Source organism: Euzebyella marina (assembly GCF_003687485.1).
In the GTDB taxonomy this organism is placed as follows: Bacteria; Bacteroidota; Bacteroidia; order Flavobacteriales; family Flavobacteriaceae; genus Euzebyella; species Euzebyella marina.
In genome coordinates, this window is the sequence record NZ_CP032050.1 from 823,638 (window position 1) to 836,079 (window position 12,442).

The following is a 12,442-nucleotide window of genomic DNA, read 5'->3' on the forward strand; positions in this document are numbered from 1 at the left end:
AAAACCAAAACACCGTAGTTCAACCGTAGTACGGTAATTTTTTAACATTTAGATTTGATAAGAAAACAGCTGGAAAATGATATTATTTCTCGCTTTTATCCATTTCGGAAAGAAGGGAAGTGGATAGCTCATCGAGGAAAAGGGTTCGGCTTTTTTTCCTGTATTTGATGTCTTGATAAGTTTTGTAGATGTCTTTCGGCTCAACATCAAAAATCTGGCTTAAGTAATCTGAAATTTTAACAATACTCAGATTGTTTTTAGCGCCAAGCCCTTTAGCGTGAAGCGCATAAATGAGTTCCACATAGTCTGTATTGCTGAACGGCCAATGCATTTTTTCGGTGTGAGATAATGAAATCTCATTTCCATTCAACCCATTCTTCAATTTATTTTGCTTGTCCACTAAATATTTGGTTAGGGACTTGTAGGCATTGTATTTGCCGAGCAACATATCTCTTGCTGTACAGAATTCTGGGTCTTGAAAATAGAATTTTGAAAGTGTGATATGATACCCATTGAGATAATCACGAGTGTAATACTCTTTATCAAAATGCGTCTGCCCTGATTCGATGTATCTTCCGAAGTCCAGATTATAGAGAAAGAATCGATTGAGTTTGTTGCTTTTCTTTTTGACGGATTTGAGCTGCCTTTTTAAGTCGATTTTCGGGAACTGAATTTCAAACGAATGGATTTCGGAATAGTAGATTAACTCAACGAGAGGGACTTGTTTGGTTACTTTAAAAAAATGGATTTCGTCTTGAATGGATTTGAAGCCTTGCGACAGAACCTCTTTTTTAAGCAAGCTTAATGAATCACGGCAGAGCCCAATGGAACGGTGTGCCCTTTCAAGGATGCTCTCGTTTTGAAGTTTTATATCATCAAGTTCTTTTTTTAGTCGCTGTGTTAATAATTGAAAGTCCATAAGCAGGTGTATTTTGATATGAAACCATAGAAATGGGATTTAGTTGATGCGGTTGGTTAGATGATATCATAGTCCTGCAAAATGATATAAATGAACGCCACAGGTCATTAAATTTGTGGCTCATTGGTGTATTTTATGGAACTCTCACTAAAATAATTTTACTTCATAAACGTACAAGGAAAACTTGCCGTATTTAATTACGGAACGAGCCGTATTTTTCTACGGAAACTCTGAGAGACAATGAATATGCTTAGGTCTTAAGAGAGGTAATTTAATTATCTTTTTTTGCGAAACCGCTTTAAAAATTCACGACGGTTCTTCACACCGGTTTTCTTGAAGATATTTGAGGCGTGTTTTGATACGGTGCTTTCGGCAATGAAAAGTTCCTCGGCAATTTTCTTATAACTAAGATTGCTAAGAATGGATAACGCAACTTCAATTTCCCTTCTCGTTAAATCCTCATAGATTATCTTGCGCTCTACAGATTCTTCGCGTTGTTTTTTCTTCAGGGCAAACACTTCATACATTCGGGTATTGTTTTCCAAAAAGTATAGATACCTATCTACCTCAATGGCTGTAATGGCAAAGAAGGCCAAGTTCATTACGGTAAAAGTTATCCATTGATAATCGCCTATCACGGTGCAAATTGGCAACAGAGCTATACTCGCTACGCTCACCATAGACAATTTGTTTCGCCTTAAAATAAACGCATTCGGATTGCTCGGATTTGAAATACGTCTATAGAAAATGATGAGAAATATAAACGCTATTAAGGATATGGGAATAGTAAAAAGAAAGCGAGCCGCATCCAAAGAGTCTGTCAAAAAATAAGGCATCAAAAAAAGGACAACATAGCTGCCACTCGCTAAAAATGCGAGATTTTTAATGGATGAGTTGAATTTCAATACGACGATGTCATATTCTTTATAGAGGTAGTAAACGATATATACGCATAACGCAATGGCCACGCCATACGTAATGATATATTGAAGGATGAATGGCCCTGGAAAGTTCTCTATGGGTAAAAATCCGCCCGTAGCATTGTACGTTATGAAAAGGATGCCGAGATATAAAAACCGTCGAAGGCTACTTCGTGCATTTCTTCTCGAAAAGTAAAATGTGAGCAATACAATGACCGTATCTATTAAAAGATAAAAGAAAGTTGTCCAATGTATTGACGTGCCAAACATTTACTTTACTGGTCATTGCGCTCAAATTTGTTGGTTTCTAAATTTTTTGAAACATTGTTCCAATTGAAAATCTGTCCGTTCATAGCAATATAAACATCCGGTTTTAGAAGCTGTAATGAGCTCAGTGCATAGCCTAAATTAAATGGTGCATCTGTCTCTGCAGATGAACCTAAAATGAAAGACCCAACCAGTACGATGGTTTTATTCAGGTTGAGTTTTCCGATATATTTTGCGGTATCTTCCATTGTGAAAGTACCGTGAGTTATCAAAATTTTTGTCGCAGCAGATTCATTTATCTTGCAAACCAACTGCGCTCTGTCCTCATCTGTGATGGCCCTGCTATCCTTTTTGAACACACTTTTGATGGTGTAATCAAAATCAATATTGGCACTCTCAAGAAAACTTTGAATCGTGACATTTGATTGGGTGATTCCTTTACCATCTACATAATCCAGTCCTTCTATGGTGCCGCCGGTTGTAAGAATATGTATCATAAAATAGGACTTGTTGTGACCTATAAAGATAATGGAATTTGAGATACTGTAATTTGAAGTATTACCTTCTCAGAAGTTAATTACATTTTCCAAAGCATCATCTGCATCTTTATGAATGAAATTAGCTTGATAGTTAATGGTGGTTTTCAAATCCGTATGGCGATATAATTTTTGAAGCATAAGCGGGTGAATGTTGTCGCCTGCAATATTGCCAAAAGAGTGTCGAGCAATGTGCATCGTAACTTTTTTCTGGATGCCTGCTCTTTTCGCAATCTTTTTAAGGTGGTCATTGAATTTTTTGTTCGCTACTTTTTTCTTTCGATATATGTCTTTCGCATCAGATAAGTCGGCTTTTTTCATTTCGGAGAAAACAAAGTCATCATCATTTACTCTTTCCTCAACATACTGTAATAAGATTTTTTCAACTTTAGCTGGAATTTTAAGCGACAGTAACTTTGAATTTTTTCCCATTCTATAATTCAATCGCCCATCATAAATCTCGGACCATCTTATAAACAACACATCTGAAACACGCATTCCAGCAAAATAGAAACTGAACAACCAAACATTTAATGAGTGTCTTTCCATATCAGTTAGTTCAGTAACACTTTCAAGGGCTTTTATTTCTTTACTTGAAAGCCCTGTTTTTGTGGTTTCGGGAAATTTGATTTTAAACTTATCCTTTCCAAAGGGATATATTTCCTTGCTAACAACCTTATCTCGAATAGCTCTATTAAATAGTAATCGTATCAAGACCATTACATTCATTGCAGTAGTTTCAGTTAATGAGCAAGAACCTTTTAAATGAATCTTAAATTTTTTGAGAAAGCGCTCATCGATTTCTTGAAAAGTCAAATGTCGGCCAGAGCAATATTTTTCTATATAGCTTACCCAAGCTGAATCTGTAGAATGGCGATTGATTTTCTTTTCGGCCTCTAAGGCTTCAAGATGCTCGTCAGCAAAATCAAAAAATGTTAAGCTCGAAGTTGGCTTGTATATTTCTTTTTTGATTTGTCGAGCAGAAGCAGCTTTATTATCCGTCTGTAGTGCAATAAGCCCTTTTCTGGCTTCGGATAGTTTGGAAGCTATCAAATTGTTTAGACTTTCAGCTTCAGAATGCGATTTTTTTACCTTTAGGTTTTTAGAGTCCCAATCCTCTAATTCAATATAATGACCTATATGTTTGTAAGTTGAACGACGGTCTTTGGTTATCCTTATCGCAAGCGGAAAAAGCCCTTTTGCGTTAGGCTTTTTGCGAAGTATTATTTTTGCACTCGTTGACATTTTGAACCTGTTTTAGATACGAAAGCCAAATCAGGTACAACATTTTGTCAAAAATTCACTCTAAAGATACGTCTTTACTACGAATTTTGGGTACAACATAGGTACAACAAATGTTGATATTAACTGATATTAATTGACTTTAAATAAAATGATGAAAAACATAAACAATTGAAAATGAGTTTATTTATGCTTTATTGGTGCAATATATACCAGACTTAGGATCTAGTGCCGCAAGGTGTGAGAGTTCGAGTCTCTCCGCCTGTACAAACAGAAAAGCCTTTCGATATCGAAAGGCTTTTTTTGTTTTTCTAAAGTTTGAAAAATTATGAATCGAACTTTATTGATAGATTCGTACATAGTCTATTTCAAAAGTATCTTGAGAGAACGATTCGGGAACTTCACCTCCGAGATTTCCGCCCATAGCAACATTCAATATCAAGTAGTGATCATGGTTGAAAGGCTTGTTCTCAGAATTCGTAAGCTCGTAAACCATGGTGTCGTCAACGAACGTTTTAATAGAATCGGCCGACCATTCCATTACGTAAACATGGTATTCACTTGAAGCATTTGAAACTGGGGCAGTTCCTCCTTCGTTTTTATATTCCTCAGTATTTAAATCACCCCAATGAAAGTGAGATATGATACTGTTTTTATCACCACCTGTCTGTTCCATTATGTCAATTTCGCCACTAAGGGGCCAGCCAACTGCACCGAACTGATCACCGAAATAATTGCCCGTTTCGTTAACATCTACCCCTAAGGTCCAAATAGCCGGCCAAGTTCCCCCACTTTCGGGCAGTTTGGCGCGTACTTCAACACGACCGTAGGTGAAGGCAAATTTAGAATTAAGTCTGGCCGAAGTATATTCTTTGGTAGAGCCACTTGTTGTATACTGTTCTTTGAATACATTGATTTTCAACGTTCCGTCTTCAACTGATGAATTTTCGGGCCTTTCGGTATAATGCTGAAGCTCGCCATTATGCCAATTACCATTGTCTGGCGGTATTGTTTGGTGATGCCATTTTTCAGGGTTCGGAGCTCCTTCGTATTCAAACTCATCTTCAAACACCAAAGTCGTAAATTGTTCGTCTGATTTAAAGACTTCTACCGTAAGGGTTTCAGTGGTAAAACTCCCGTTTTCAGAATAAGCCCAGGCAACTATGGAATAGGAGTGCGTACCTGTTTGAGTAAATGTATATTCCATAGTGCCCGATGGGCTATCAATCTGGTCTCCGTTTTCGAAGCGAAAGGCATATCTCACGGCATTTTCTGCTGCGGCCTTTACTTGAACTCTTCCTGAGCCATCGCCGTTGGGGTTACTGTCACTAGATCCGATTAAGGTAATATTCAAATCAAGCGCTGAAGGACTGTCATTTGTGTCGTTGTCACCTGAACTACAAGAAAGAACTAGGGTGAGTGCCATCAAGGCGATATTCAATAGATTCATTTTAAAGATTTGATGAAAATTCATATTGTTCATAGCAAATTAACTTCGGAAATTGCCCCGGACCATGACCGGGGCCTTTCCTTTGATTTAACTAACTGCAACCTACCAACTTGTCATGGTAGTTTTTTATAAAGAGACTATTTGTGAAAATATACGTTGTCAATAAAAATGGTCGAGTTTGCGGCCGGTCTTCCAACGTATATGAGTTGGGCAATATTGGCTTTGGTGGTCAATCCCGTAAAATCTGATAAGGGAATATCTAACGAAAGCCATGTGTTTTGCTCAGGATTTGCAATCGTTATTTCATGTTCAACGTCGTCTCCCGCGCCATCGTAAGCACCATTGGCCCCGAAGTCTACCAATTTTATTCTAATCTCCGTAGCATCGGCAGTCCATACATCGGTATGAAAATGCGTCATGTCGGAAGCGTCTATTTGGTTGTTGACCGTTTCTATACCAACAAAATCCAGACCACTATACTTCTTAACATCGTTACCCCCAACCAGAATATCTTCAAGGGTAGCGACCGACCAATCGGTCCTCCAAGTATCTACAGGTACGTTACTATAAGTACCACTGAACAGTGAAATAACATCGCCATTGGGTAGGGTGGGTTCTACTGCAGCTGTTGTAGGTTCGGTAATAGGTGGATTGTAGAAATAAATGTTATCAAAGAAGATGGTACCATTACCATCAAATTTTAACTGAATGACCTCTGATAAGTCTACAACCCCAGAAAATACGGTTAGGGGAATGTCAACACTGACCCATTCACCATTCGTGATGTCAAAGGAGTAAGGTGTTTCAGCAGGCCCGGGACTAATGAGATAACCATTTAATTCCGACGAATCGGACGTCCAATAATCAATGTGCAGCATGGTCATTGCCGATACGTCTATTGACGATTCAAACTGAGTGCCCTGATAGTTTAGATTTTCATACTTTAGGGTGTTATTACCGGCAACATCAACTTGTGAAACAACGGTTGACTGACCCCAAGGTGGATTGAAATCGGTACCAGCTACATTGGTAAATGTATCACTGAAAATAGAAATCACATTACTTTCGTCTGAGGTCGGTACTGGGGCACCCATTATGGGCTGATTAGACACTCCGGCTTCATTGTAAAAGTAAACATTGTCTATGTAAACGGTATTTTGTTTTGATGGTGCGCCCACATATATCAACTGCGAAATGTTGGCCTTTGTGGTTAAACCTGTAAAATCGCTCAACGGTAAATCGATTGACATCCACTCTTTTTGGGTGAGATTTTCAATGATAAGCTCGTGTTCGGTATCATCACCGCCATCAAAAGCTCCATCGGTCCCAAAGTCTACCAATTTTATTCTTAACTCCGTGGCATCTCCTGTCCAAATATCGGTATGAAAATGTGTCATATCGGTAGCGTCAATCTGGTTGGTCACCGTTTCAATGCCAACAAAGCTAAGTGCACTATATTTTTTGACGGTATTATCGTTAATAGCAAGTTCTTCCAAGGTGGCATCTGACCAATCGGTACGCCAAGTATCAACCATTACATCGTCATATAAATCGCTAAATAACGAAATCACTTCCATAGGGTCTACGGTCGGGTCTGCAGCGGGAGTCGTTGGTTCCGAGCTTTCTTCGGGTTCTTCGACCTCGCCTCCTTCGGTCATTGTAATATCATCGAAATAATGGGTAGAAGGCGCACTTTTTTCCCCATTAAAATCAAAGAACAATACAAGTCTGTCAAACTTGTCTGAATCACTGGGTGAAAATACAAAAGACAACTCTTCCCACTCATTGGCGACGGTTGTGGTGGTTTGAACTTCTTTGGATATAGAGCCATCGGTACTATCTTCAAACTTCAATAATACTATTTGATCTGCGGTAGGAGCATATACCTTAACGTTTACGGTCTGATTGACCGAGAAATCAACCTTACTGGCCAAATCAAAGAAGAAGCCGGCCCAAGGTTCGACCCCATCTGTCTGGTCGTATTGTACCACTTTTTTTGATGTATTGATACCTGAAGAATCTGGATTTTCAACATATTCTAGGGTAAAAGAACCATCCTTTTCGCCAAAAAAGGTAACCTCAGGTCCGCCACATTCAAAATCGATGCCTTCAGCAATTTCTGGGGTCATTGTTGAGAACGTGCAATCAGAACCCGGTTCAGGTTCTGGTTGTGGTTCTGGAGCTACGTATGCAGAGGGTGGTGGCGTATCGTCTTCTTGCTCGCAGGATATCAAAGTAACTACAAACCCGAAAGCAACTAGTAACGAAATAACGGGAAGTCGGGTGCCAACTTGCTTGCGATTGTTTCTAAACTTCTTCATTGTTTAATTTTTTAAATGTGCTTTTGGATAATCGATTAATTATAACCATCGTTTTGAGGATAGCTGGGCCCCAAAAGATCCATTTGTTGTTGAGGAATTGGCCAGTTCTTCATGTATTCCCTCAGTAGGGTTTTAGGATTTCCTTCCGGGTACGATTCGTTCATATTGTCATTGTTCATATGATCGGAAAGGTATTCGAACAATTTTCCAGTTCTTTTAAGTGTAAACCACCTTTGTCCCTCAAAAGCCAATTCACGAGCCCTTTCTTCTAAAATTGTTTCTAAATCGATAGATGCTATCGGTTCGGTATTGGCTCTTTCTCTAACTGCATTGATATATTCAAGTGCCTTACTGGTATTGTTGAGCATCATATGTGCTTCGGCACCTATCAGATAAGTTTCTGCCGAGCGATAAATCATGATGTTCTTAAAATGGTTACGATCGGTAGGCTCAACGTTTTCGTCAAAGAATTTTAGAATACCTGGGTTCTGTCTTCTGTAGTAAAGCATGAACTCATTTTGGTCGGTATCGCTATTTTCATAAAGGTCGAGCGGTTCACCTATTTGTTTGCCTGCCGGTATACCTGGCTCATCATTGTAGGCGTATTCAAAAATGTAATAGGTGTTGTTCTTTCTGTTATCGTTAGGGTCTTCATTCAATAGGTCGATGGTGTACTGGTTCAAAGAAATGAAGCCGGCACCGGCACCACCATTTTCTACCGATTGAATAAGACCGGGGGCATCTGAGTAAGCAGAAATCATGTTCCAATTCATTATATGAGGGTTGCCACCCCCAATAGTTTCCCTTTCAAAATTGATAGCTAAAAGGGTTTCTGAATGGTTCAATTCATCGGCAAATACATCTTCGGTTGCCACTAAAGCGTGATTGCCGCTAGTAATTATTGCATCGGTTTGTGCTGCAGCTTCCGTCCAATCTTCTTCCCACATGGCCACTTTGGCACGAAGGTGTCTTGCTGCCCCTTGTCCCCATCTTCCAAACTGTTCAGGGTTGTAATCAAGGTTTTCGATGGCAAAATCCAAATCGGACCTAAGCAAAGCGAAAATTTCTTCAACAGATGATTTGTCTTGTGGAACATCAAACGCGTTCTCAGGGGTTGTTGGTTCTGTGGTAATGAAAATATTGTTGAACAGCCTGTAAAGCGTAAAATAAGAATTGGCCCTCATAGCCTTGGCCTCCGCCAGAATTTGGTTTTTTCTTCCAACCTCTAAATCGGTGATAGTTTCAGCACTCTTGATAATGGCGTTACAACGATCCACAATTCTGTAGTGGTGTACCCAATGAGCATTTATGCCCGAGGTGGTGCCATAATCGCCTAAACTAGCGCCCCAAAGTAGCCTGCTGTATAGAGAGACTTCACCGGTAATACCAACTCCTAAATCTCCCTTTGCCTGCAATATTAATGGATAGGTACCATTAAGGCTCAAGTCTTGATAGATTTCGCGGTTGAGGCTATAAAGGCCTACAACGGCCGACTCCAAACCTTCAGGGGTAGAGTAAAGAAAGTCAACAGAGGTGTCTGAGCGTAACTTATCCCCAAGAAAATCATCCTCACAAGAAGAAAATAATACAAGGGTCAGCAGCAGTGTAAACCACCTTTTGTTCAGTAAATAAACGTTTATATTTTTCATATCAATTTTATTAAAATCCGAGTTTGACACCTACCGTAATGTTTCTGGTCTCCGGGAATGCCGAGGCATTTTGATCATTGTTGTTTAAGGGAGTTTGCTCAGGGCTATAACTTCTAAAGTCTGTAAATGTGAGCAAGTTGGTTCCGGTCAAATAGACCCTGCTTTGGCGTATGCCCATTTTTGAAAATGTCTTTTGCGGAATGTTATAACCCAAAGACAAGGTTCTTAACCTCACATAAGAGGCATCGCGAACCGCAAAAGAATAGAGATGCAGGTGCGTATCGGGTTTGGGTCTTGGATAATCGGTCGATGGGTATTCAGGGGTGTAATATTTTGCCCGTATACCATTGATGGCCCCTTTCCAAAGTTCTCCGTTGGCCAAAACGGGATTTAATCGAGTGGCACCTTGAACCATATAGATATCCGCAAAGAGGTCAAAATTCTTATAGCTAAAGGTATTAGTGATAGACCCGTACCAATCCGGATCGGTATTGGTGAATACATTATCTCTATCATCAATTTGGCCATTACCGTCTTGATCCACTACCCTTACATCTCCGGGTTGGGCCAATGGGTTGCCTGAACTGGCAATATCATCACCTTCTTGATAAATACCATCGTACTGTGGTAACCATATATTATTGATCGATTGGCCAATCGAAAGGCGTCGGCCAGAGCTATCGGTAATATCTATCTGGTTACCATTGTCATCAAGTTCACCTGTGAGCGATATGACCTCATTCTGGTTTCTCGAAAAAACAAGGCCTAAAGACCATCTGAAATTTTCTGTCCTTATGAAATGGGATGTAAGTGATGCTTCTATACCTTGATTTTCCAACTCGCCCACGTTAAACCGTATCACATTAAAACCGGTGGTGCCGGCAATAGATCGGTCGAGGAGTAAATCGGTCGTATTAGCCTTGTAGTATTCGAAAGTACCCTCGAACAAGTTGTCAAAAAGCCTAAAGTCTAGCCCCGTATTTAGGGTAGTCGTTGTTTCCCATTTGAGGTCAGGATTGGGCAGTCGCGATGAAGCTGTAGCCCCGGCCACGGTTTGGTCTCCGAAGACATAGGGTCGGTCGTCTGCCACACCTAACGATTCCAAAGGATTGATTCCCTGATTACCTGTCGCACCATAGCTGACCCTTAGTTTCATTTCATTGATGGCACTTATATCCTGGAGAAAGGTTTCGTTGTGCATTTTCCAAGCTAGGGATACTGCCGGGAAGAAACCCCATTTGTTATTTTCGGCGAAAACCGAAGCCCCATCTGCCCTGGCGGTGGCTTCCAAAAGGTATTTGTCAAGATATCCGTAGCGAACCCTTCCTAAAAAAGAAAGAAGTCTCCGTTGCGAAACATCCCTAGGGTTGTTGAGTAGGGTAGTGGCATTGCCATTGTATCCCAGGGCGTCATTGGTAAAACCTGATTTATCGATTTGGGTATATTCGTTACTTTGTTCGTCAAAGGCCTGCACAGCAGTAATATTCAAGCTGTGATTTTCATTTAATTGAGGTTCGTAGTTGACGATGTTTTCTACCAAAACCTGTTTGAAAAGTGTGTTCGATAGCACCCCAAGCCCATCATTACCCTCGTCGCCGGCGGAGTGTAAAGAAGTGCGATAGACCCCTTGGTTCGTGTTTCTATTTCTTAAGAAGGTTTTTAAAGTATAGCTGAGGTTAGGAGTGAAGTTGTAGACCAAACTCAGGTTGATGTCCGTTAAATTGATTTTGGTCTCATCAGTTGATTCCCTTTGATCCCATAATGGGTTGACGGCCGTATTGGCGGAACCTAGGTAAAACTTTATCAGTTCACCGTTTTCGTCGAAGGGCTTCGCTAGAGGAGTAATGGTTGTAAAGTTTAGCCCACCTGTTTCCCTATTTTGTTTCGCGTTTTGGTAGTTGATAATCCCCCTGAACAGTAATTTATCGTTCAGTTGCTGTTCAATATTAAGTTTGAAGGTACCTCTGTCAAAACCAGAATTCGGAATGATACCTTCTTGACTAAAATAATTTAAACTCGAAAAAACTTTCGTTTTTTCACTACCGGCAGAAAAACTGAGGGCATGGCTCTGTATTACGGCGTCATTTAAGACCAAATCTTCCCAATCGACAAAATTGCGATTTTGGATGGCCTCTAACTCAAATGGGGAGAAGATATTTTCATCATTGAGATAAGCACCCGTAAAACGATTGCGATTTGCCTCCCTTCTTAGGTCGATAAACTGTTGGCCATCGTATTGATTGAAGTTTTTGGTTAATGTTTGTATAGTGGTGTAGCCGTGATAATCTATGGTAGCCTTACCTACCTTACCCGTTTTGGTAGTGACCAAAATAACCCCGTTAGACGCTCTTGAGCCGTAGATGGCCGTCGAAGAGGCATCTTTTAGTATTTCAATATTGGCGATATCGTCGGGTGCCACGTCATTAAGGTTATCAAAAGGCAATCCGTCAACGATAATTAAGGGTGAGTTGCCATTTGGTGCTACCGAAACATTACCACGAATTACAATATTGGAAGCGCCACCAGGTCTGGCGTCGCCCAAATTGACTTGAACACCTGCAGCCCGGCCCCTTAGCATTTCAGAGACGTTGGTAGTGGGTACTGTAGTAGACTCTTCAACATCAACACTGGTGACCGACCCGACCACATTGCTTTTCTTTTGTGTACCATAACCAACTACGATTACCTCTTCTAAAGCTTGAGTATCTTCTTCTAAGTTAATATTCAGATTCTCTTGACCGGCAACGGGTACTTCTTGTGTTTTATAACCGAGATAACTGAATACCAAAACAGCATCGTCAGGTACGTTCATAAGGGTGAATTCTCCATCAAAATCTGTTACGACCCCATTCGTAGTGCCTTTGACCAAGACATTGACCCCAGGTATGGGGCCTGAGGTATCGGAAACCGTTCCGGTAATAGTTTTCGTTTGGGAAAAACCAAAATAGGTACAAAACAGTACCATCAACATTGTAATGCCATATCTCATTCTAGAGCGATTTTGTTTGATGGTAAAGTAAAGGGCTTAACGAATTCTTAACAAAGAAGAGACCTCTATATAAAATCTACATTATTAAAATAAAGGGTTTAAAAATGAATATTATTTACTTTAGCACCTCAAATTATGCGGATTTACAA

Annotated in this window: 8 protein-coding genes; all 8 read right to left on the reverse strand. The window is 40.1% G+C overall.

Going from position 1 to position 12,442, the window contains the following annotated elements; genetic code table 11:
- Positions 1–82: 82 nt before the first annotated feature.
- Positions 83–919, reverse strand: coding sequence for an RteC domain-containing protein (locus D1013_RS03395; RefSeq protein ID WP_121847546.1), 837 nt, complete (start codon positions 917–919; stop codon positions 83–85).
- A gap of 275 nt (positions 920–1,194) precedes the next feature.
- Positions 1,195–2,109, reverse strand: coding sequence for a helix-turn-helix domain-containing protein (locus D1013_RS03400; RefSeq protein ID WP_121847547.1), 915 nt, complete (start codon positions 2,107–2,109; stop codon positions 1,195–1,197).
- 5 nt (positions 2,110–2,114) lie between these two features.
- Complete coding sequence (locus tag D1013_RS03405) at positions 2,115–2,603, reverse strand: asparaginase domain-containing protein (RefSeq protein WP_121847548.1); 489 nt, start codon at positions 2,601–2,603, stop codon at positions 2,115–2,117.
- 69 nt (positions 2,604–2,672) lie between these two features.
- On the reverse strand, positions 2,673–3,887 hold the full coding sequence (locus D1013_RS03410) for a site-specific integrase (protein WP_121847549.1): 1,215 nt from the start codon (positions 3,885–3,887) through the stop codon (positions 2,673–2,675).
- Between the two features lie 337 nt (positions 3,888–4,224).
- Positions 4,225–5,334, reverse strand: coding sequence for a family 16 glycosylhydrolase (locus D1013_RS03415; protein WP_121850580.1), 1,110 nt, complete (start codon positions 5,332–5,334; stop codon positions 4,225–4,227).
- A gap of 137 nt (positions 5,335–5,471) precedes the next feature.
- Positions 5,472–7,655, reverse strand: a complete 2,184-nt coding sequence (locus D1013_RS03420) for a hypothetical protein (protein WP_121847550.1) — start codon at positions 7,653–7,655, stop codon at positions 5,472–5,474.
- A gap of 35 nt (positions 7,656–7,690) precedes the next feature.
- Complete coding sequence (locus tag D1013_RS03425) at positions 7,691–9,304, reverse strand: RagB/SusD family nutrient uptake outer membrane protein (RefSeq protein ID WP_121847551.1); 1,614 nt, start codon at positions 9,302–9,304, stop codon at positions 7,691–7,693.
- Between the two features lie 10 nt (positions 9,305–9,314).
- Entirely contained in the window at positions 9,315–12,293 is a 2,979-nt protein-coding gene (locus tag D1013_RS03430) for a SusC/RagA family TonB-linked outer membrane protein (RefSeq protein ID WP_121847552.1), read from the reverse strand.
- Positions 12,294–12,442: the final 149 nt, after the last annotated feature.